Below are 20,903 nucleotides of genomic sequence, written 5' to 3'. Positions count from 1 at the left end.
CACCCGTTCCGTTGACTTTGCGCCGGGCGCTTTATACTCTGGCCGCTCCGGACCAGAGGCAGCGGCACTGCTGGGCCGGGCCCCATTGTCCGCCTCCCGGCAGGTGCAATCATGAGCACACGTTCCACAAAGGCTGCCGCCGCACTGGCGGCTGTCCTCTTGCTGGTCCTGCTGGTGGGCTGCGTCTCGACGAAGAATCCTGCGACTCCGGCCACCCACTACTACGTGAGCGCAGAGGGAAGCGACACCAACTCCGGGACGTCTCCAGAGTCGCCCTGGCAGTCGCTGATGAAAGTCAACGAAACGGCCTTCAGGCCTGGGGAGACCCTCAGTTTCCGCAAGGGTGACGAGTGGATCGGCAACGTCGTTTTGGACGAAAGCGGAACATCGGCGTCGCCCATCAGACTGAACGGCTACGGGAACGGGAAGCTGCCCACCATAACCAGCGGCGAGGGCGGCAACTGCTTCCGGCTGGAGGGCAGCTACATCGAGGTGGACGGGCTGCGGGCCACCGACTGCGGGTACGCGGGCTTCAACGTCTACGGCGACCACGTGGTGGTGAAGAATTCCGAGGCCTCGGACAACACCGCGGGCATCAAGGTGGGCACTGGCTCGGACTTCGGGAACTATTCCAACAATGTCCTGACGGACAACAACGTCATGAACGTCAATACGCCGGGCGGCCAGTGCGGCACTCCCGAGGCCGCCAACTGCACCGACGATTCAGGTGCGTTCGGTGTGCTGATCAACGGCAACGACAACGAGTTCTCCGGCAACACCGTCACCGGTTCCACGGCGTTCTCCTACGACTTCAGCCGGGACGGAAGCGCCTTTGAGATCTACAACGGCAGCCGCAACAACATCCACCACAACAAGGCCATCGACAACAACGTCTTCTCCGAGGTCGGGCGCTCCAACGGGGCAGCCGACGGGAACGTTTTCCGGTACAACCTAGTCCGTTCCTCGTGCGGCGACGAATGTGCCGAGGCCGCAGGCCTGATCATCCGCGGCCCGGACACGAAGTTCGGACCCACGAACGGCACCATATTCGAGTTCAACACGGTGTGGCTGGACGGCAGCCATTCGCGCGGCGTGGTGTGCCATGCGAAATGCCCCTCCTCGACCGTCATCCGCGCCAACATCCTCGTGGCGGTGCGGGACGCCCTGTGGATGGACGGGTCCGGCTGGACGGAACAGGCCAACGTGGTCAACGGCCCCAGCAACGTCCCGCTGGACAACAGCTCGACGACGGCTCCCGCAGAGTTCGTCGATCCCCCTGACGACCTCCACCTCACCGGCGGCAGCCCGGCGATCGACCGCGCGGGAAGCAGCCCTTCCGGGGTGGACCTGGACCAGGCTTCCGTTCCGCAGAACGGTCAGTGCTCAGGCTCCGGGCAGGCCGACGCCGGCGCTTACGAATACAAGCCGTCCAACTGTTAGCGCGGGGAACCCGGCCCTTCCGCGCGCCGCATGGCAGGAAGATAATCAGGTATCCGCTCTGCACACCAATGGAGGTGGTGGATGTGTCTGTGTACACAATGGGCATCTGGCTCGTGAAGCCGGGCCACGAGGACGAGTTCGTGAAGGCCTGGAAGGACATGGCCGACAAAACCCACAAGGACTATCCGGGCGGACGGGGCCTGCTGATGCGTGACCGCGATGTCCCCAACCGCTTCATCAGTACCGGGCCCTGGGCTTCGCTGGAGCAGGTGGAACAGTGGAGGTCATCGGCCACGTTTACCGAGGGTCTGGCGTCGATCCGCAACATCATCGAGCACTTCGAGCCGCACACGCTGGACGAAGCCGCCACCATCGGCTGAGCTTGCCTTGCCGCCGAGGCTAACGCCTGCCGCGGCGGCGTACGACCACCAGCACCACAGCACCGAGCAGCAGAGCCGCCCCCGCGCCGGCAACCGCGACGGGCAGGCCCGATACGCCCGTGTCGGCCAGCATCGGCGGCACCGCGTCGTTGCCCGCATTCGGGTCCGGAACTGGCGCGCCGCCGGGTCCTCCGTCCGCGGCGGGGCCTGCAGCAGGAAGCACAGCCACCACGGACGGCTCCGGCGCGGGCTTAAGCACCGCGGGCTCGCCGCCCTGCCCCGCCGCCGGCGGGGACGCCTCCGGCGACCCGGCGGGGTCCGGACTTTCGGCGGGGTCCGGGGTGCCGGCGTCGGAAACTCCAGGGGCCTGCGCCGGAGCTGTGCTGAACGTGCTCAGCTCCGAGCGGCTGAACCCGTTCAGCGTCTGCGCGGTGAACCCGGCTGCGGAGCCGGGCGCGCTGAAGGCCCAGTTGCCCGCGGCGTCGACGTCCACGTCGAACGGTTCCCTGCCCGGGAAGGTGACCCGGACCTGGGTTCCGGCCGGAACATCGGCGGCCGGGGCCGCGGCCAGCCGGCCGGTGATCCGCTGGCCCGGAGCGATCGGCCCTGGCGGAAGGGACCCGCCCATCACCGGCTTGTTCAGGAACAGCCTCAGCTGCACGCCCGGGAGGACGGACATCGAATCCTGCAGGGTGGCCGCAACGGCGAAATTCTCGGTGGACTCGGCCGAGTTGCCTGCGGAGTGCGTTCCCACGGCGTAGTTTCCGCTGATCCACGGCCCGCCGGAATCACCGCCGCTGGATTGCACGGATGTGGAGAGGAAGCCGCTGAAGGACCGAAGGTCGGCAGGGTCCCCCGAGCCCCGCCCACAATGTAAATCCCCACCTCGTCCACGGTGCCGCACGACCATCCGGCCGTCCGCCCGGAACGGCAGACGGCCTGCCCCACAAACGGCGACGCCATGCCCACGATCTTCACGGAACCTGTCCCGAGTTTGGCGGCATCCGCCCATGTGGTGGCGGCGGGGAGCGGATCGAGGTCGGGCCGGATGGACTCGATGACCGCGATGTCGTTCCCCGGCGCGCCCGGATTCTCCGGGTCCGCGACCCTCGTGTTCCCGGGGCCGCCGAACTGGCTGAAGCCGAAGGTCCCGAGCTTCCCGGTGACCGCATTGCCGGCGGCGAATCCGCCCGCGGGGTCTCCGGCCGGCAGGGTCACCTCGGCGAGCCGGGCTGCGCCGTCGTCGGCACAGTGGCCGGCCGTGAGGACCAGGGGCTTGCCATCGGGGCCGAACGCGCTGAAGCCGGCGGAACAGACCACCCCGCCGTCGATCCGGTACCCCTGCCCGCCGAAGAAGTCCTCCTCCGGGGCCAGAGGTTGTTGGCCGGATTCGAGGACGACGTTGGCATACTGCTCCACGAATTCCGACGGCGACAGTCGTCCGCCGCTCGCCCGCTCGGCCGACGCCGGAGCCTGGCTGGCCGTGGGATCGGCGCCGTCCGCTTGGGGCTCATTTACGCCGCCCGTGCGGATGATGAACTTGCCGTCCGCCTCCGCCACAGCCTGGAGCCCGGCCGGTCCCACCTCGCGGAGGTACGCCCGGTAGAGCTCCTGGACGCTCGCGGCTCGAACGGCGGTGGTTTTCGGGGTGGCACTTTCCGTGGCAGCCGCCTCCGGCTGCGACGCGAGCACGAACTCCTTGCGGTCCTCGGAGTCGGCCGCGTTGAGAGCGTCCACAGCCTTGGCCAGGGCGGGGCCGGTACCCCCAACCACGATCCTGCCGCCGTGTAGCCTGACCGCTTCAAAGCCCTGGACCCTGCGTAGCGTGTCCAGGGCCGCCGCCGCGCGCCTGCCCTGTTCCCCTGCGGCGTTGAATTCCTCGAGGGTCATGCCCAGGTCGCGCAGAACCGCCTCGGCAAGACCCGGCGGATCCGCAGCCGGGGACGGCACCGCCGGCGAGGCGGCCGTACCGGCGGCATCCGCCGTCGTCGTGCTTTCCAGGGCAGCGTAAGCGGGCACCGACGCGAGCGGTGCACCCAGCGCCACTGCGGCCGACAGGGAGAGTGCGCGCCGGAGTGCCCGGCCGGATACGGGAGAAGTCACAGGGCAACCCTAGCGCCGAGTGCGGCCAGTACTGCGTCCAGCTCCGGCCCGGTGACGCCGTTCCGCAGCAGGAAGTCGCGGGTGTTGAGCTGCCGCACGAAGTCCAAGACCTTGGCGCCGCGGGACTCCAGCAGCGGGGCGAGGGTTTCCTCGTCGAGGTAGCGTTCGTGCGGATGCGGCGGCCACATGGTCCGGTGGCGTTCGTTGATGCTGCGCATGGCCGCCTGGTAGCCGGTCACGATCTCGGAATCACTGGCGCCTGCGAGATCCTGGAGCATCGCCGCGATCATGCCGCTGCGGTCCCTGCCTGCCGAGCAGTGGATCACGACGCCGCCGGGCGCTGCCGCGACGGCTTTGAACACGGCGGCCAGCCTGTCCGGAAAGAGGCGAGCATTGGCGGCGTAGTGCGTGGGGTCGTTCAGGTAGGGGTCGCACAGGGCCTTGAACTCAGGGTTTTCCGGATCCTCGGTGGGTCCCAGGACCAGGTCGAAGGCGGCTAGCGCCCCACCCACCTCCGGATCGGTGGGCCGGCGCTGCCGTTCGCCGGGGTTCCGGAGGTCAATGATCGTGCGGACGCCGTCCCGGTAGGCTTCCTTCCAGCCCGCCTCCGTGAGCCATTCCCGCCGCCCCATCCGGTAGACGGAGCCAGCCACAAGCCAGGCGTTCACCGCCCCGTCCCAGCCGATCTGTCCCCTCGCGTTCACGGAGCCAGCTAACCACACCTCCCCCGGCGGCCGCACGGGTTCGACGCAGGTTGCGGCTGGCCGCTGGCCGAATTGCCGGGCTGCGGTATTGACCCCGGGCGTACCCTTGGACCTACCCTTGGACACCGGGGGCGCCGCTCCGCGGCCTGAGCGAATGTGGGGATTCAAATGACAGCCAAACAGCCTTTGCGACGGCGGATTGCCCGCCTCACCGGTGCCCTGGCGGCGTTGGTGCTCGCTGGCGTGACCGCCGCGCCGGCATCCGCGGACCGGTTCGATTCCTACGTGGCGCTGGGAGATTCGTATGCTGCCGGCCAGGGCGCAGGTTCATACGCGGACGCCTGCTTCCGGAGCGACCACGGTTATCCGGTGCTCCTGGACGCGTCGCGCAAGATCGTCCTGGCCGGGAATGAGGCGTGCAGCGGCGCCACAACCGCTGCCGTCCGGACAGCGCAAATCCCCTCGCTGAACAAGAAGGTGGACCTGGTGACCATCACCGCCGGCGGCAACGACCTCGACTCCATCGGCGCGCTGGTGATCTGTTCGCAGGACTCCGGTGCGGCGTGCAACGCAGCCCTGGCACAGCGGGCCGCCGTCCTGCAAACCGCCCTGACCGCCCCGGCGGCGAGCCCGTTCTTCCAGGATCTTCTGGCCATGTTTAACGACGTCAAGGCGAAGGCACCGCGGGCCGACATCTACGTGACCGGGTACCCGCTGCTGTTCGAGCCGGGCGCCGGACCCGCCGCCGATCCGATCAACGGGCTGACCCAGCAGCTGAACGCGGTCATTGCCAAGGCGGCCCAGGCAGCCGACGGCGGCCGGTCGAAGGTTGAATACGTGGATGTGTCGCGGGCATTCTCCGGGCATGGCGTCGGCTCCACGCAGCCGTGGATCGTGGGGCTGCCGCCGCTCTGCACCGCCTCTGCCACCTGCGGCAGCCAGACCGCCGACATTTTCCACCCGACGGCCGACGGCTACGCCAAGGGCTACGCCGCCTCCCTCCGGGCGGCGATCGGCTAGTTAGCGCATGGCACGGGCAGCCCGGGAGCCAGCAGGCCCAACCCGGCAGCCCGGCGGCGCCCGGCAGCCCGGGACAGCCGGCCGAACCCGGTGTGCCCGGCGGCGCGCGTGGCTAGGCTGGTGTCATGATCACAGTCTCGGGCACTGTCGCTTCTTCCCTGCCGGCGCGGACTGCGTTCGCCTACCTGTCCGCCTTCGAACACACCAGCGAGTGGGACCCGGGCACAGCGGTCATGGACAAGCTGACCGAGGGGCCTGTCGCTGTCGGCCACCGGTACCACGCCGAAGCCGTGTTCCGGGGCAAGCGCCAGCCCATCGAGTACGAGGTCATCGAACTGTTCGACAACCACATCAAGCTCCGGGGTGAACACCGGAACCTCGTGGCTTTCGACTCGATCGACGTGCGCTCGCTCAGCTCCGGTTCCGAGATCGTGTACACGGCGCAGTTCAGCATCAACTGGCCCTACAAGCTGCTGCAGCCGTTCCTCACACCGCAGTTCATGAAGTTGCGCGACCCTGCCCTGACCGGGCTGCGGCAGAAACTCGAATCGCTGTAGCCTGCGGCCCGCAAATCCAGCAAAGGAGGACCCCGTGAGCAGCACGAACCCTGACCCCCTTGAAGACCACCTCACCGGGCTGGAACCGGGCGGCGGCGTGCCGCCCGGGGAAACACCGCCCGCTGAAAGCTCCACCGGAGGACCGCAGGGGCACGACGAGGGAGGACCGCCGCGGGGAACCCAGGTGGCGGTGCTGGTCCTCATCGGAATCGTGGTGCTGCTGTGCCTGTTGTTCTTCGTCGGCTACATCGTTGGCCTGCTGTAAGCGCCCTCCTGTGAGCGCGCCGGACCGCTGAAGGCGCGCCTGCAGTCAGGCGCGCCTTCAGCGGGTCAGTCAGCCCAGTCGAAGAACCCCTTGCCGGTCTTGCGGCCCAGTTCGCCGCGGGCCACCTTGTCCCGGAGGATCTGCGGCGGCGCGAAGCGCTCCCCCAGCGTCGAGTGCAGGTATTCGGCGATGCCCAGGCGGACGTCCAGGCCCACAATGTCGGTGGTCTTCAGCGGCCCGGTGGGGTGCTTGTAGCCCAGCACCATGGCGGCGTCGATGTCCTCCGCGGAGGCCACGCCCTCCTCCACCATGCGCATCGCCTCCAGGGCGATCGCCACGCCCAGCCGCGAGGACGCGAACCCCGGGGCGTCATTGACGACGACGGCGGTCTTGCCCAGCGCTTCCGTCCAGCCTTTCGCTTGGGCCGCCAGCTCTGGTGACGTCTCCCTGGCCACCACCACCTCGATCAGGGTGGAGGCGGGCACGGGATTGAAGAAGTGCAGCCCCACGAAGCTGGCCGGCCGCTGCAGCTGGGCGGCGAGGTCGGTGACCGAGAGCGAGGACGTGTTCGAGGCCAGGAACGCGTCCGCCGCCAGTTGCGCCTCGACTGCTTTCAGGGCGCTGACCTTCAGCTCGAAGTCCTCCGGAACCGCCTCCACCACCAGTCCGCAGCCGGCGAAGGCTGAGTAGTCGGTGGATGTGCTGAACCTGGCCAGGACTTCCTCCGGGGTTCCCTCCAGGGCGCCGCGGGACGCGGACTTGGCCAGGGCGTCGGCGACCCGGGTGCGGGCGCCGGCGGCAGCATCGCCGTCGCGCTCCACCACCACAACGGTGGCACCCTTGATGAGGAAGGCGTGGGCGATGCCTGCGCCCATCCGGCCGCCGCCGAGGACTCCGACGTGCTGGGGAATGGCGGTCATGACTTGGTCCCGTCTGTGGTCTTTGCGGTGTTTTTCTTGTCGTTTTTCTTGTCCAGGAAGGCCTGCATGCGGTCGAACTTGGCCTGCGACTCGAACAGGATTCCCTGCGCCAGCTGGTCGATCAGCGGGTGCGCCTCGGCCGGGGCGTGGAACACGGACTTGGTGATCCGGACGGCCAGCGGGTCCTGCCGGGCGATGCGGTCGGCCAGCCGGTGGGCTGCGTCCATGAGCTCGGCAGGCTCGTGGAGTTCGGTGACCAGGTTGACGGCGAGGGCCTCCTCGGCTTTCAGCACCCGTCCGGCCAGCAGGATTTCCTTGGCCACGGGCTCCCCCACGAGTTCCTTCAGCCGCCAGCTGGCGCCGGCGGCCGCGAGGATGCCGAGGCCGGTTTCCGGGTTGCCGATCCGGACGGCCGGGGTTCCGATCCGGAAGTCGGCGGCGTAGGCCAGTTCGGCGCCGCCGCCCAGGCAGTAGCCGTCCAGCGCGGCGATCACCGGCATGGGCAGCTTGGCGATCCGGACAAAGATGGTGGAGTTGATGCCCTGCAGCGCGTCATCGCGGCGCCGTTCCCGCAGCTGGGCGATGTCCGCGCCCGAGGCAAAAACGCCCTCCGTGCCGGCGATGATGAGGACCTTCGGGTTCTTCTCCAGCTCGGCGCACACGGCATGGAGCTCATCCACCATCTGCTGGTCGATCGCGTTGCGGACGTCCGGGCGGTTGAGGAGCACCACCACCCGGTCCCCGCGCTCTTCGACCAGCAGGGTGCTGAACTCCAGGGTGCTCAAGTGTCCGCTCGCGCTGTCCTGGTTCGCGTTGTCGTGGGTCGGGTTGTCCCGGTTCGCGTTGTCCCGGTTTGCGTTGTAAGGCCCCGGCACTAGACGCGCTCCAGCAGCATGGCGGTGCCCTGGCCCACGCCGATGCACATGGTGGCCAGGCCGATCCGTGCGTCTTCGCGCTCCATCCGGCCCAGCAGGGTGATGGCGATCCGGGAACCGCTGGAACCCAGCGGATGCCCCAAGGCGATCGCGCCGCCGTCGTTGTTCACAATGTCCGGATCCAGCCCAAGGCGCCGCACGCTCGCAAGGGACTGGGTGGCAAACGCTTCATTAAGTTCGACGGCGCCAAGGTCACCAACGCTGAGCCCGCTCCGCTTGAGCACCTTCTGGGTGGCCGGAACCGGGCCGATGCCCATGATTTCCGGCTCGCAGCCGGCGGATGCGCCGTCGATGATGCGGGCTCGGGGCGTCAGGCCCAGCCGCTGGATGGCAGCGTCGGAGGCGACGATGATGGCGGACGCGCCGTCGTTGAGGGAGGACGAGTTGCCGGCGGTGACCAGCGAGCCGCCGGGCACCACGGGGCGGAGGCCGGCGAGAACGTCCATGGACGTGCCGGCGCGCGGACCCTCGTCGGTGTCCACCACGGTCTCGGCTTTGCGGGTCTTGACCGTCACCGGGACGATCTCGTCCTTGAACCGGCCCGCCTCGATGGCTGCGAGCGCACGTTCGTGGGAGCGGACCGCGAAGGCGTCGGCGTCCTCGCGGGAAATGTTGTCCACGCGGCCCACTTCCTCGGCGGTCTCCGGCATGGAGTACGTCATTTTGCCGTCGCGCGACAGCTCACCCTTCGTGAACAGCGGGTTCACGAAGCGCCAGCCGATGGAGGTGTCGAAGATGTCGCCGGGCTTCGCGAAGGCCGTCTTCGGCTTTTCCTGGACCCAGGGCGCGCGGCTCATCGACTCCACGCCGCCGGCCACCACGATGTCCGCTGCACCGGACTTGATCATCTGGCTGGCCATGATGATGGCACTCAGGCCGGAGGAGCAGAGCCGGTTCACGGTGATGCCCGGGATGTGCAGCGGGAGGCCGGCGAGGATGGTGGCCATGCGGGCCACGTTGCGGTTCTCCTCGCCGGCTCCGTTGGCGTTGCCCAGGATGACCTCGTCGATCGCGTCCGGATCCACGCCCGCCCGGGCCACGGCCTCGCGGACCACCAGCGCAGCCAGATCATCGGGCCGGACCGCCGAGAGCGCTCCGCCGTATCGTCCTACCGGGGTGCGGGCACCGCCGACCAGAAAAGCCTCGACCATGAGAACATCCTTTTCGCAGAAGCTGGGCGGTCGGAAGCGAATAAATTACCGACCGTTCGTTCTATAAAGATTACACGGTGCTGGCAACGGGTCAACGGGACGGGAGTTTTTGTCCATTTGTCGCGAGTTAAGGTCCCTCGAAGTCGCGACAAATGGACAAAAACTCCAAGCCTCCGGTCAAGGGTGGGGCGCGTCCGCTAATGCGAGCCGGGGAGCCGGCCCGTCAGGCGACGGTGACGCCCAGGTGGGCCGCCAGGAGTGGCGCCAGGAGCCCCAGCTGGTACTCGTCGATCACGACGCCTGCCAGGCTGCCCAGGCCGCTGATGCTCCGGAAATCCGTGCCGCGAAGGTCAAAGTCCTTCAGTTTGGCGCCGGCGAGGTCCAGGCTTCCGATAGTGCAGTTTTTCAGTGCCACCCGGGCGGCAGTGGCGGAGCCGAGGTCCAGTTCGCTGATGATGCAGTCGCTGATCTGCACGTCCGCCAGCCGCGATCCCCGCAGGTTCAGGTAGTCGATCTTGCCGCCGTCGATCCGCACGGACTGCCAGCCGCCCTCGTACAGCTCCGCCGATCCCCACCGGGGATTGCTGAAGACGACGTCATGCATGGTGGACCGGGCGGCGTTCAGGACAGGGGCGAAGGCCTCCTCGACCACACAGTCCCGGAACGTTGCGCCGCGCAGCTGGGCGTCATTGAAGGAGACGCCGGCAAATTCACACTCGGCGAAGGTGATGCCGCTGAGCTCCAGCCCGTCGGCGTCCGCGCGACTGTACCGCATGCCGTCATACCGGTCGGCACGCCTGAAGTCCGGCGCATCCTCATCCCGGAGGCCCTCCAGGTTGACCGGCACCAGCCTCGGCGGCGTCACCTTCGATGCCGCACCCTGCCGGGCCTTGCCCGCAGACCGCCCCGCCACTAGGGCTGCTCCGCTTTCGCCGCGATCTCGGCAAGGTCCTTCGCCAGGGCCTTCCGCGTCATGTTCATGCCCAGCCGCCCGAACAGGGCGAGCATCAGCCGGCTAAGCACAGTGGGCCTGAGGACCTCCGCGCCGAAGGTCATGGTCAGGTCGGTCCCGCCGCCCCGCTCCTCCAGCGTGAACCGGGAAGTGTAGTCCGCGCCGCCCTGGAGCGCCTTCACCGTGGTGCTGTGCGGCGGATCCGCCTGGGACACCCACATTTCCACGGTTTCGCGCCGGCCCATCATGGAGCGCGTCTCCTTCCAGCGGGTCCCCTCGCCGTACGGCCCCTCGCTGACCATCTGGATGGACTCGACCCCGGACAGGGTGGCCGCGGACCCTGGAACATCCGAGATCACCTGCCAGACCTTCTCCGGACTGGCGTTGACGTGCTGACTCAGGCTGATGCTGTGATCCATGCTTCGAGCCTATCCGCGGCACCGACATTTTTGGGGCCCCGCTTGAAATAGTAAGTATGCTTCGTGTTAGGCTGAAATGGCTTTGTCAGATCAACCGGCAACGGAAGGTGGTGCCCCTCATGGGTATCGGAGACAAGATCCAGAACGCTGCAGAGGACTTCGGCGGTAAGGCGAAGGAAGCCGCAGGCAACGCGACGGACAATGACCGCCTGAAGGCAGAGGGCCAGAAGGACCAGGTGGTCGCCGACGCCAAGAAAGTCGGCGAAGACGTCAAGGACGAATTTAAGCGGGATTAATACACCACCGCCAAACGGCGACGCCGGACTCCCTTGGGGGGAGCCCGGCGTCGCCGTTTTTGTGGCAAGGGCGGCACTGCCGCCCTTGCCGAGACTGCCGCCCGCCAAGACTGCGGCCCAGGCAAAGACCGCAAGACTGGCCCGTGCGAGACTGGGCCCATGACGCACGTAGACCTGGGCGGGACAGGCGCTGCCGCCGGCGGATCCAAGGTCCTTCGCGGCTACCTCGCCACACCGGCCGGAACGGGCCCGTTTCCCGGCGTCGTGATGATCCACGAGGCATTCGGCCTCAACGACCAGATCCGCCGCCACGCCGACCGGCTGGCCGCGGCGGGCTACCTCACCCTCGCCGTCGATCTCTACAGCGACGGCGGCCCGCGCCGCTGCCTGGCGGGCACCATGAAATCCATGATCACCGGCGAAGGGCGCGTCTTCGCCGACATCGCCGCGGCGCGGAGCTGGCTGAAGGCATCGTCCCTCTGCACCGGCCGGACGGGCGTCATCGGCTTTTGCATGGGCGGCGGGTTCGCCCTGCTGGCAGCCAACGACGGCTTCGACGCCGCCTCCGTGAACTACGGCCGGCTCCCCCGGGACCTCGAGCCGGCGCTCCGCGGCGCCTGCCCGCTGGTGGCGAACTACGGCGCACGGGACCGCACCCTGCGGGGCGCCGCGGCCAGGCTGGAATCCGCGCTGGATGCGGCGGGCGTCGAACACGACGTCAAGGAATTCCCGACGGCGGGCCACTCCTTCCTGAACGACCGGGAGGAAGGGCCCCGGGCACTGCGCCCGCTGACGCGGGTGATGGGCATCGGCCCGGATCCGGCCGCCGCCCCGGAGGCGTGGCGCCGGATCGAGGACCACTTCGCGAAGCACCTGAAAGCCTGATCCTCCAGCGCGAGCGGACAATTCCGGCCCTCGGGAAACGCTTCCCAGGGGCCACGAGTGTCCGTTCGCGCTCCCACCCTGGAACGACGGCGGCGGGCCGCCCTTTTCGCAAAAGGTGACCCGCCGCCGTCGTGGTTAATTCGGGAAATCAGCTGAAGAGTTCGCTCTTCGGTTCGTTGTTCTTGACCTTCTGCCAGCCCAGCCACAGCACCACGGCGAAGAACGGGATGCTGGCCAGGGTCCAAAGGCCGAGCAGGAAGACGTCCCCCGTGGCCTTGTCCGTCATGGTGTCGAAACCGATCAGCACGGTGATGGCCAGCAGCGCCACGAGTCCGGCCCAGCTGGTCCACGGCGAACCGGGCATCGGCAGGCTGGAGATGTTGCCCTTCTTCTTCCGCAGCGCGATCTGGCTGGCGAAGATGGAGCCCCAGGTGAAGATCACGCCGATCGAGGCGGTGTTCAGGGCGAGGTCGAAGGCGTGCGAGCCGCCCAGCCAGATGTTCAGCAGGATGCCCACGAGGTACACGGAGGCGATGGCCAGGATGGCGGCGTACGGCACGTGGCGGCTGGACATCCTGGTCAGCCACTGCGGGGCGTGGCCGTTGTTGGCCATGGTGCGGAAGATCCGGCCGATCGAGTACAGGCCCGAGTTGCAGGAGGACAGCGCGGCGGTGATGACGATCATGTTCATGACGTCGCCCATCCACGGCAGCCCCATCTGGCCGAAGACGGTGACGAAGGGCGAGGTGCCGGCCTTGTACTGGTCGGACGGCAGCAGCATGGCCAGCAGGGTCACGGAACCGACGTAGAAGACGACAATGCGGATCACGACGGCGCGGATCGCCTTGGGCACTTCGCGTTCCGGGTTTTCCATCTCGCCGGCGGTGATGCCCACGAGTTCGATGGCGTTGTAGGCGAAGATGACGGCGTTAAGCACCAGGATCATCACCAGTCCGCCCTTGGGGAACATGCCGCCGTCGCCGGCGAAGAGGTTGACCGGCGACGCGTGGCCGGCGCCCACCTTGGCGTTGGTGACCACCATGAACGTGCCCACGGCCAGGAAGATCACGATGGCGCCGACCTTGAGGCAGGACGCCCAGAATTCGAATTCGCCGAACGCCTTGACGCTGAGCAGGTTCACGGCCACCAGCAGCACCAGCGCAGCGATGGCGGAGAGCTCCACCGGGACGTTGGAGAAGAAGAACTGGAAGTAGAGGCCGATCGCGATCAGTTCCGCGATGCCGGTCATGGCCCAGTTGATGAAGTACATCCAGCCGGACAGGTAGGCGCCCTTCTTGCCGAACAGCTCGCCGGCGTAGCTCACAAACGAGCCCGACGTCTGGCGGTACATGATGAGCTCGCCGAGAGCCCGCATCAGCAGGTAAGCGATGACGCCGGCGATGGCGTAGGAGAAGATCAGCGCGGGACCGGTGGAGGCCAGCCGGCCGCCGGCTCCCATGAACAGGCCGACGCCGATGGCGCCGCCCATCGCGATCATGGTGACGTGGCGCCGGCTCAGGGTCTTCTTGTAGCCCTCGGCGCTGAGGGTTGGGTCGACGGCGGCGGATGGAGCCGTCGGGCTCATAAGTTCTGTGGGGGTACTTTGAGGCACAACTGTTCCTTGTAGGTCGGGGGTTGCCTGGGGTAGGGCACTGCCGGTTCCGGAACCTGGAGTTTTTGTACAGATAATTCGACTTCGGGCCCCTCCTGAGGCCCCTATGTGCACAAAAACTCGTGGAGCATCGAAGGTTCGCACGGCCCATCCATCGTACAAGATTTCCGGGCCGCCCCGTGACGCGGGCAACATTCCGCAGGCCAGAACGGGTTTTTGGGTAACCGCTCACCCGCTCCCATGCCGCGTTGCGAAACAGTAACTCGAATGGAGAAAAGGCTCCTCTGGCGCCCTGATTGCGGCTACTCTGAGCACCATGGCCGGGGATTCGTTCCCGGCCATGACGTCCGCACCGTCTCATGCGGACGCCGGCACTCGCGCCATTTTTCAGGGGGGACTATGAGAAAGAGAGCACTACTGCTGCCAGCGGCCTTGCTGCTGGCGGCCTCGGGATGTTCCGGCGGGGGCCCAGGCCCGTCCGGATCGGGCCCCAGCGCTTCACCATCGGCAACCAGTACGACGGCGGTGTCCCAGCCGCCGTCGGAATCCCCACCACCCACGACGGCACCTTCCCTGCCCACCGATGTGTCCACGTCACTGAACGCGATCGACGCCCTGCAGGAGCACACCTGCGCGGCCGGCGCGGACGGCCAGTGGACGTTCAAGGGCACCCTGGTCAACTCCTCGGACAAAGCCAAGAAGTACACGGTGGCCATTGCGGTTACCGTCGGCGCGGCGGTCCAGGGCCACACCCTGATCACGGAAACGGTCCCGGCAGGGAAATCGGCTGAGGTTTCTGCAAAGAACTTCGCCAAAACCACGGGCCAGGCCGGCACGTGCGAACCGGTTGTGTCGGTGGAGGATGCTTCGTGAAAAAACCAATATTTGCGGCTGCCCTGCTCCTGAGCCTGGCGGCCGGCCCACTCGCGTCCTCTCCGGCCCTCGCGGTCGATTCCGCGACGCCGCCCAGCCAGGCGGCCGACGCATCCTCCCCCGCTGCCGAAACCGCGGGCACCGCCCCGGAGGCCACTACCCCCGCAACTGACCCCGGCACCGACCCGGCAACTGACCCGGCCACCGATCCGGTGACGGACCCCGCGGCCTCGGTGCCGCCGTCGTCCCCGCCGGTAACGGGCCCGGCTGTAACCGGCCCCGCTGTCACAGATCCGGCCGCGGATCCTGCCATCGCGGAACCGGCCGTTACTGATCCGGTGCCGGCCCCCGACCCCGAACTTGTCACTGGCGGCGGCATCGGCGCCAAGTGGCGCAGCCTTGGCGGAGCGGCCGGCGTGCTCGGCGAACCCACGTCGAACGAGCAGTGCTCGGCCGGGCTCTGCGCGCAGAACTTCACCGGCGGCCCGATCTACTGGACGTCCAAGTCCGGAGCCCATCCGGTCCTGCTGTCCTCCGGACGCACCGGTCCGCAGTGGACAGCAGGCGGCGGCCTCGCGGCCTTCGGCTACCCCATTGGGGACGAGATCGTCCTGGGGCCGCGGTCCCTGCAGAAGTTCTCCAGCAATAAGGTGATCATCTGGACCGGCACCCGGTTCCTCGACTTCTCCACCGGGTCAGGCATCGGGAGACGGTGGGCAGCGTCGGGTGCCGAGACGGTGCTGGGCCTGCCGTCGGCCGCTGAAACCTGCGGCCTGAAAAACGGGGGCTGCTCCCAGGACTTCGACAACGGCACCATCTACTGGTCACCGCAGACGGGCGGCCAGGTCATCCGCGGCGGCATCGGCACCCGCTGGCGTGCCGCCGGCGCACTGAACGGCGTCCTGGGCTACCCCACCACCACGGAAGCCTGCGCCCAGGTGGCGGGCGGCTGCCTCCAGCAGTTCCAGGGAGGCAACATCTACTGGTCACCCGCCACGGGCGCCTGGATCACGCGCGGCGGCATCGGCACCCGGTACATCCTGACCGGCGGCAACCGGAGTTCCCTGGGCTACCCGCTGGCCAACGAAACCTGCGGGCAGCCCGCCGGCGGCTGCATCCAGCGGTTCCAGGGCGGCACCATTTACTGGTCCCCGCTGACCCCGGCCTGGACCGTCCGGGGAGGCATCGCCCAGCGGTATGCCACCAACGGCGGAGCGGGCGGCTGGCTGGGCTATCCGACGGCGAATGAAAAATGCGCCGGCGACCAGTGCATCCAGTCGTTCCAGCGCGGCTTCATCGGCTACACCAAGTCCGCCGGTACCCGGGCCTACGGAATCACAGAGTGCCAGAAGCTGAACAACGGACGGTCCCGGTACTCCACTTACGGCGCCAACCGGGTGCTGCTCACGTTCACGCAGGGCTATGGCCAGTCGTATGCCACCAACGTGTACTGCGTCCGGATGGCGGGAACGTACGTCCAGGACTGGCGGACGGACGGTTATGTGGGCGCCTCGGGCTTCAAGGCGCCCGGTGTTCCGTCGGGCCCCACCCGTTACCTGTACTCGCCCACGGGTTCGTATTCGGTGACGGAGGCGTTCGGCCTGGGCAACCCGGGAACGGCACTCCCCTACCGCACGCTGAACCCGCGCTCCCGCTGGGGAGGCAACCCCTGGACCGCGACGTACAACAAGTACTTCGAGTCCTCATCGTGGGTGGGCTGGGACGAGAACATGTGGTACTTCGCCACCCGCGCCACGCATGACTACCGCCAGGGTGTGGTGGTCAACTACAACCGGCCCAACATCATTCAGGACGCCGGCTTCGCCATCTTCCTGCACATGAACAAGGTCCCGACGGCCGGCTGCATCTCGCTGGACGACTGGGCCGTGGTGGACTACATCAGGAAGTCCCGGCCCGGCGACCGGATCATCATGGGAACATACAGCGCCCTGTTCCGGTAGGTCGCACGCGAAAAACCAACGCGGCGCTAAAACCCAGGCAGTGAGAAAACCCAGGCCCGGCAATCCGCCGGGCCTGGGTTTTCCTTGCTAGTGCGGCCTTCGGGCCGGGTGTTGCCCGGCTCAGGCGGGCAGCGCCGCCTTCTCCAGCGCGCCGTCCGCCATCGTGTACCTGAGCCATCTCCCGGAAGCGCCCTCGCCGGCCCGGCCCCGGGACCGGTCCGCGCATCCGTCGAACCACTCACCCAGGGCCCGGTCGTGGCTGACCATCACGACTGTTCCGTCGAACTCCGCGAGCGCCGATTCCAGTTCCTCCACGAGCGCGGGGGCCAGATGGTTGCTGGGTTCGTCGAGGAGCATGATGTCCTTGTGGCCGAGCAGCAGCCGCGCGAGTGCCAGCCTGCGCTGCTGGCCTGCGGAGAGGGCACCCACCGGCACATGGAATTCGCTGGCGCGGAAGAGGCCCAGCCGCAGCAGCGCCTCGGCGTGGTCGTCGATGTTCCCGCCGAGCCCGGCGGCAAAGGCCGGCAGCAGCCGGAGCGTTGGGTGCTGGGGCAGCTCCAGTTCCTGCTGCAGATAGCCGATCCGGCCGTTACGCACCACGTGTCCCGCGGCCGGCTCGAGGGTGCCGGCCAGGACGGAGAGCAGCGTGGACTTCCCGGCGCCGTTGGGACCCGTGATGAGGATTTTCTGCCCGCGGTCCACACGGAACTCCGGGACGTCCAACCGGCCAGGCACCTGGGTGTTGCGGGCATGCAGGACCCCGTCGACGCCTGCCTGGTTTCCGTTCCCGGAGTCCCCGCCGGCGCTGCCGGCGGCGCCAGCGGCGGTGGCAGCGGTCCCCTCGGGCCCGCCGTCGGAAGTCCCGCCGTCGGGCCTGCCGTTCAACGCCACGTCGAGTCCGGCGTCGAGCTTCAGGCGTTCCGGCGGGCGCTCCACGGGGTTGTCCTCCAGCCGGCGCAGCCGCTCCTGGGCGTTGCGGATCTTGCTGGCGGCGGCGCGCTCCCAGGTTCCGGTCTTGAAGTCGAAGGCCGCCTTGTCATTGTCCCGCCGGCGGGCATAGCCCATCCGGTCCGACACAGTGTCCGCCTGCCGCCGTTCAGCTGCCATGGCATCGAGCCAGCCGTGGTACTGCTGGACCCAGCGCTGGCGTTCTGCCCGTTTCTCCTTCAGGTAGCCGTCGTAGCCGTTGCCGTAGCGGTTCACCGTGCGGCGCTCGGCGTCCACCTCGATGACGGCGGCGGCGACCTTCCGCAGCAGCACGCGGTCGTGCGAGACCACCACCACGGCTCCGCGGTGCGTTGCCAGACGGCCCTCGAGCCAGGCCGTGCCGCTGGCGTCCAGGTGGTTGGTGGGCTCGTCCAGCAGCAGGATGTCCGCGGGATCGGCCAGCAGGCAAGCCAGCGCGACGCGCTCCTGTTCCCCGCCGGACAGCGACCCCAGCATCCGGCCGCGGTCCACGCCGCCCAGGCCCAGCCGGTCCAGCGCCGCCTCGACGCGGGATTCCGCGGCGTAGCCCTCGCGCAGCTGGTACTGGGTCTGCAGGTTCCCGTAGGCCTCCAGCTCTGCAGGCCCGGCCGATGCCAGGCCTTCCTCCAGCCGCTCGAGCTCGGCTTCCATCCCGCGCAGTGCGCGGAGCGCATCGTCGATGGCGTCGGCCACCGTCAGCCGGGCGGAGAGCCCGGATGTCTGTGCCAGGTAGCCCACGCGACCATGCCGCCGGGCCGCGCCTTCCGCGGGCGCCTCGATACCGGCCAGGATCCGCAGCAGGGTGGACTTGCCGGCACCGTTTTCACCGACGACGGCGGCGTGTTCCCCCGCGCCGATCACCAGTTCGACGCCGGTGAAAAGTTCGCGGTCCCCGTAGCCGTGGGAGACGCCGGACAGGTGCAGCTGTTCGGTGCGGAAATGTGGTTCAGTCATGGGAAGTCCTCGCAGTCCAAAGGGCGGCCCGGAGCCCGATACATACGTCTCGGTGCATACGCTCAACAGGGCCTGGGTCGACAGATCCAGGTGACTGGATACAGGCCGGAACATGGCCGACGCCGGACGATGTCGGCGTCGTGGTTAGGACTTCATGGGTCAAGCCTGCCCGGCGGCGGGCGGCCCCGTCAAGGTGAGCACCGCCGTCGGGCTCGCGCTGGGGCATGGCGCACTACGCTGGAGGCATGGTGAATACCAGACGCATGCTCCCTGCTCCGCGGCCGGATCTCTACCGGTTTTCGCCGCTGGACCTCACCGCCGTCGGGCTGTATGTGGCCGTCGCCGCCTTCTTCGCGCTGGCCGGGGAACTGATCCTGCCGCTGCTCCGGGCGCTGGCCCCGACGCCGGCCGTCGCTTCCTACAGCGTGAACCTCCTGTTTTACGGGTGCGTCGGAGCGCTGGCGCTGTATGCCGCCCGCGGTGTGGTGTCCCGCGACCTCAAAGTGCTTGCCACGCGCCCCTGGTTCACGCTCGCCATGGTGCCGCTGGCCGTCGTCGCGATGATGATTGCCACCGCCGTCCTGGTGACCGTGGGCGGAACCACCGAGACGTCCGCCAACCAGGCCGGGCTGCAGGCGCTCATGCGGCAGGTGCCGGCCTGGCTGATGGTGCCGCTGCTTGTCGTGGTGGGCCCGTTCGTCGAGGAGTACGTGTTCCGGCACCTGCTGATCGGGAAGCTCAGCCGGCGGGTCAACATCTGGATCTGCTGTGGACTGTCCGTGGTTCTCTTCGCCGCCCTGCACATCGTCGGCCAGGAAGCCCTCACGCTCCCCGCACTCATGCCCTACCTGGCCATGGGCGGCACCCTGGTGTTCGTCTACGTATGGACGGGGCGGAACCTGATGTTCTCCTACTTTGTCCATGCCACCAAGAACCTGCTGGCCGCGATCTTCCTGTACACCATCCCGCCGGAACTGCTGGACCAGTTGCAACGGGTCCAGAGCTAGGGTCACTGACCCGCTCCTTATCGGCCGGCACCCTATCCGGAGGCGGCGCCGCCGTCGTAGCTTGGTGCCATGGGACTCAACATTCAGATCGCCATCGACTGCCACCACCCGCACGACCTCGCCGACTGGTGGGCCGAAACGCTGGACTGGTCCGTGGAGCCGCAGGACGAGGGCTTCATCCGCTCCATGATCAGCCAGGGCTTCGCCACCGAAGACCAGACCACGACGCATAACGGCAAGCTCGTCTGGAAGGACGGCGCGGCGATCCGGCCCACCGAGGAACTCGATGCCAAGGCACCTGAACGGCGTCTGCTGTTCCAGACAGTGCCGGAGCAGAAGACCATCAAGAACCGCGTGCACTGGGACGTGCGGCTCGACGGCCGGGACAAGGATGACGTCCGCGCCGAACTGGAAGCCCGCGGCGCCACCTTCCTCTGGACGGCCAGCCAGGGGCCTCACGAATGGCACACCATGGCGGACCCCGAGGGCAACGAGTTCTGCATCAGCTGAGCCGATTACTAGACTTGGACGGTGAGCAACGATTTCCCCGCCAAGGTATCCGACGTCTTTGACCCGTCCCGCTGGCGCACCGTGTCCGGCTTCGACGACTTCCAGGACCTGACGTACCACCGGCAGGTGGAGCGGTCCGGCGACGGCACCGTGGTCCGGGACCTGCCCACCGTCCGCATCGCGTTCAACCGGCCGGAGGTCCGCAACGCCTTCCGCCCGGGGACCGTGGACGAGCTCTACCGCGCCATGGACCACGCCCGGATGACCCCGGACGTGGCCACCGTCCTGCTCACCGGCAACGGCCCCTCCCCCAAGGACGGCGGCCACTCGTTCTGCTCCGGCGGGGACCAGCGGATCCGCGGACGCGACGGGTACCGCTATGCCGACGGCGAGACGCAGGAAACCATTGACCCCGCCCGGGCCGGCCGGCTCCACATCCTGGAAGTCCAGCGGCTCATGCGGACCATGCCCAAGGTGGTCATCGCCGTCGTCAACGGCTGGGCGGCCGGCGGCGGGCACTCCCTGCACGTCGTCTCCGACCTGACCATCGCCTCGCGCCAGTTCGGAAAGTTCAAGCAGACGGACGCCACGGTGGGCAGTTTCGACGCCGGCTACGGCTCGGCGCTGCTGGCCCGGCAGATTGGCCAGAAGGCCGCCCGGGAGATCTTCTTCCTGGCGCGCGAATATTCCGCAGAGGACATGGTTCGGATGGGGGCCGTGAACGAGGCCGTCGACCACGAGCGCCTGGAGGAGGTGGCCCTGGAGTACGCCGCGGACATCGCGCGGCAGTCCCCGCAGGCCATCCGGATGCTCAAGTTCGCCTTCAACCTCGCCGACGACGGCCTGGCCGGGCAGCAGGTGTTCGCCGGCGAGGCTACCCGGTTGGCATATATGACGGACGAGGCCGTGGAGGGCAAGGAAGCCTTCCTGCAAAAACGCGACCCCGACTGGTCGAAGTTCCCGTATTACTTCTAAGCCCGCACTCGTCGGAAG

22 protein-coding genes are annotated in these 20,903 nt (G+C 68.0%); 12 read left to right on the top strand and 10 right to left on the bottom strand.

Annotated elements, in window-relative coordinates; genetic code table 11:
- Positions 1 to 111 precede the first annotated feature (111 nt).
- Both R5O87_RS18275 and R5O87_RS18270 read left to right on the top strand, forming a co-directional pair.
- Entirely contained in the window at positions 112 to 1,440 is a 1,329-nt protein-coding gene (locus R5O87_RS18275) for a choice-of-anchor Q domain-containing protein (RefSeq protein WP_410556017.1), read from the top strand.
- Positions 1,441 to 1,523: 83 nt separating this feature from the next.
- Entirely contained in the window at positions 1,524 to 1,820 is a 297-nt protein-coding gene (locus R5O87_RS18270) for an antibiotic biosynthesis monooxygenase family protein (RefSeq protein WP_410556018.1), read from the top strand.
- A gap of 19 nt (positions 1,821 to 1,839) precedes the next feature.
- Here R5O87_RS18270 and R5O87_RS18265 read toward each other — a convergent pair whose 3' ends face one another.
- Genes R5O87_RS18265 through R5O87_RS18255 form a run of 3 tightly spaced genes read right to left on the bottom strand, consistent with a single transcriptional unit; the run spans position 1,840 to position 4,627 of the window.
- On the bottom strand, positions 1,840 to 2,499 hold the full coding sequence (locus R5O87_RS18265) for a hypothetical protein (RefSeq protein ID WP_462836332.1): 660 nt from the start codon (positions 2,497 to 2,499) through the stop codon (positions 1,840 to 1,842).
- Complete coding sequence (locus tag R5O87_RS18260; RefSeq protein WP_462836331.1) at positions 2,472 to 3,923, bottom strand: S1 family peptidase; 1,452 nt, start codon at positions 3,921 to 3,923, stop codon at positions 2,472 to 2,474. Before R5O87_RS18260 ends, R5O87_RS18265 begins: the two co-directional genes overlap by 28 nt.
- A complete protein-coding gene (locus tag R5O87_RS18255) occupies positions 3,920 to 4,627 on the bottom strand; it encodes a tyrosine-protein phosphatase (RefSeq protein ID WP_410556020.1) in 708 nt (235 codons plus the stop codon). The genes R5O87_RS18260 and R5O87_RS18255 overlap by 4 nt, the downstream gene beginning before the upstream one ends.
- 168 nt (positions 4,628 to 4,795) lie before the next feature.
- Here R5O87_RS18255 and R5O87_RS18250 point away from each other — a divergent pair, with 168 nt between their 5' ends.
- The 3 genes from R5O87_RS18250 (at position 4,796) to R5O87_RS18240 (ending at position 6,469) form a co-directional block, all read left to right on the top strand.
- Positions 4,796 to 5,647 (top strand): SGNH/GDSL hydrolase family protein, encoded by an 852-nt coding sequence (locus R5O87_RS18250; RefSeq protein WP_410556021.1) that lies wholly within the window; start codon positions 4,796 to 4,798, stop codon positions 5,645 to 5,647.
- Between the two features lie 125 nt (positions 5,648 to 5,772).
- Positions 5,773 to 6,204 (top strand): SRPBCC family protein, encoded by a 432-nt coding sequence (locus R5O87_RS18245; RefSeq protein ID WP_410556022.1) that lies wholly within the window; start codon positions 5,773 to 5,775, stop codon positions 6,202 to 6,204.
- A gap of 34 nt (positions 6,205 to 6,238) precedes the next feature.
- Complete coding sequence (locus tag R5O87_RS18240; protein WP_410556023.1) at positions 6,239 to 6,469, top strand: DUF6480 family protein; 231 nt, start codon at positions 6,239 to 6,241, stop codon at positions 6,467 to 6,469.
- Positions 6,470 to 6,534: 65 nt separating this feature from the next.
- Here the strand turns inward: R5O87_RS18240 and R5O87_RS18235 are convergent, their stop codons facing one another.
- The 5 genes from R5O87_RS18235 to R5O87_RS18215 all read right to left on the bottom strand — a co-directional run bounded on the left by R5O87_RS18235 (position 6,535) and on the right by R5O87_RS18215 (position 10,846).
- Positions 6,535 to 7,389, bottom strand: coding sequence for a 3-hydroxyacyl-CoA dehydrogenase family protein (locus R5O87_RS18235; RefSeq protein WP_410556024.1), 855 nt, complete (start codon positions 7,387 to 7,389; stop codon positions 6,535 to 6,537).
- Positions 7,386 to 8,174: an enoyl-CoA hydratase/isomerase family protein gene (locus tag R5O87_RS18230; RefSeq protein ID WP_410556069.1), complete on the bottom strand. Its 789-nt coding sequence runs from the start codon at positions 8,172 to 8,174 to the stop codon at positions 7,386 to 7,388. The genes R5O87_RS18235 and R5O87_RS18230 overlap by 4 nt, the downstream gene beginning before the upstream one ends.
- An 89-nt stretch (positions 8,175 to 8,263) precedes the next feature.
- Positions 8,264 to 9,475, bottom strand: a complete 1,212-nt coding sequence (locus tag R5O87_RS18225) for a thiolase family protein (protein ID WP_410556025.1) — start codon at positions 9,473 to 9,475, stop codon at positions 8,264 to 8,266.
- 223 nt (positions 9,476 to 9,698) lie between these two features.
- Positions 9,699 to 10,388 carry a pentapeptide repeat-containing protein gene (locus R5O87_RS18220; RefSeq protein ID WP_410556026.1) on the bottom strand — a complete coding sequence of 230 codons (690 nt, stop codon included), beginning with the start codon at positions 10,386 to 10,388 and terminating at the stop codon, positions 9,699 to 9,701.
- The gene (locus R5O87_RS18215; RefSeq protein ID WP_410556027.1) at positions 10,388 to 10,846 is read right to left on the bottom strand and encodes an SRPBCC family protein; all 459 of its coding nucleotides are present in this window, start codon (positions 10,844 to 10,846) and stop codon (positions 10,388 to 10,390) included. The genes R5O87_RS18220 and R5O87_RS18215 overlap by 1 nt, the downstream gene beginning before the upstream one ends.
- Positions 10,847 to 10,965: 119 nt before the next feature.
- Between R5O87_RS18215 and R5O87_RS18210 the strand changes: the two genes are divergently transcribed.
- Complete coding sequence (locus tag R5O87_RS18210) at positions 10,966 to 11,142, top strand: CsbD family protein (RefSeq protein ID WP_003797692.1); 177 nt, start codon at positions 10,966 to 10,968, stop codon at positions 11,140 to 11,142.
- A gap of 159 nt (positions 11,143 to 11,301) precedes the next feature.
- Positions 11,302 to 12,027, top strand: a complete 726-nt coding sequence (locus tag R5O87_RS18205) for a dienelactone hydrolase family protein (protein ID WP_410556028.1) — start codon at positions 11,302 to 11,304, stop codon at positions 12,025 to 12,027.
- A 148-nt stretch (positions 12,028 to 12,175) separates the two neighbouring features.
- On the opposite strand, the gene R5O87_RS18200 is transcribed toward R5O87_RS18205, so the two are convergent.
- A complete protein-coding gene (locus R5O87_RS18200; RefSeq protein ID WP_410556030.1) occupies positions 12,176 to 13,639 on the bottom strand; it encodes an amino acid permease in 1,464 nt (487 codons plus the stop codon).
- A 525-nt stretch (positions 13,640 to 14,164) separates the two neighbouring features.
- Between R5O87_RS18200 and R5O87_RS18195 the strand changes: the two genes are divergently transcribed.
- Positions 14,165 to 14,512, top strand: a complete 348-nt coding sequence (locus R5O87_RS18195) for a hypothetical protein (RefSeq protein ID WP_410556032.1) — start codon at positions 14,165 to 14,167, stop codon at positions 14,510 to 14,512.
- Positions 14,509 to 16,473, top strand: a complete 1,965-nt coding sequence (locus R5O87_RS18190) for a hypothetical protein (protein WP_410556033.1) — start codon at positions 14,509 to 14,511, stop codon at positions 16,471 to 16,473. Before R5O87_RS18195 ends, R5O87_RS18190 begins: the two co-directional genes overlap by 4 nt.
- A 120-nt stretch (positions 16,474 to 16,593) precedes the next feature.
- Here the strand turns inward: R5O87_RS18190 and R5O87_RS18185 are convergent, their stop codons facing one another.
- Positions 16,594 to 18,393 (bottom strand): ABC-F family ATP-binding cassette domain-containing protein, encoded by a 1,800-nt coding sequence (locus R5O87_RS18185; protein WP_410556034.1) that lies wholly within the window; start codon positions 18,391 to 18,393, stop codon positions 16,594 to 16,596.
- A 245-nt stretch (positions 18,394 to 18,638) separates the two neighbouring features.
- On the opposite strand from R5O87_RS18185, the gene R5O87_RS18180 reads away from it, so the two are divergent.
- The 3 genes from R5O87_RS18180 (at position 18,639) to R5O87_RS18170 (ending at position 20,885) form a co-directional block, all read left to right on the top strand.
- Positions 18,639 to 19,400, top strand: coding sequence for a CPBP family intramembrane glutamic endopeptidase (locus tag R5O87_RS18180; RefSeq protein ID WP_410556035.1), 762 nt, complete (start codon positions 18,639 to 18,641; stop codon positions 19,398 to 19,400).
- Positions 19,401 to 19,469: 69 nt separating this feature from the next.
- On the top strand, positions 19,470 to 19,910 hold the full coding sequence (locus R5O87_RS18175) for a VOC family protein (protein ID WP_410556036.1): 441 nt from the start codon (positions 19,470 to 19,472) through the stop codon (positions 19,908 to 19,910).
- Positions 19,911 to 19,931: 21 nt separating this feature from the next.
- On the top strand, positions 19,932 to 20,885 hold the full coding sequence (locus R5O87_RS18170) for a 1,4-dihydroxy-2-naphthoyl-CoA synthase (RefSeq protein WP_410556037.1): 954 nt from the start codon (positions 19,932 to 19,934) through the stop codon (positions 20,883 to 20,885).
- Positions 20,886 to 20,903 lie beyond the last annotated feature (18 nt).

Source organism: Arthrobacter globiformis, from assembly GCF_046536215.2.
Taxonomy (GTDB): Bacteria; Actinomycetota; Actinomycetes; order Actinomycetales; family Micrococcaceae; genus Arthrobacter; species Arthrobacter globiformis_E.
Note: the sequence above shows the minus strand (reverse complement) of the source record. Positions and strands in the feature narration are given on the sequence as shown.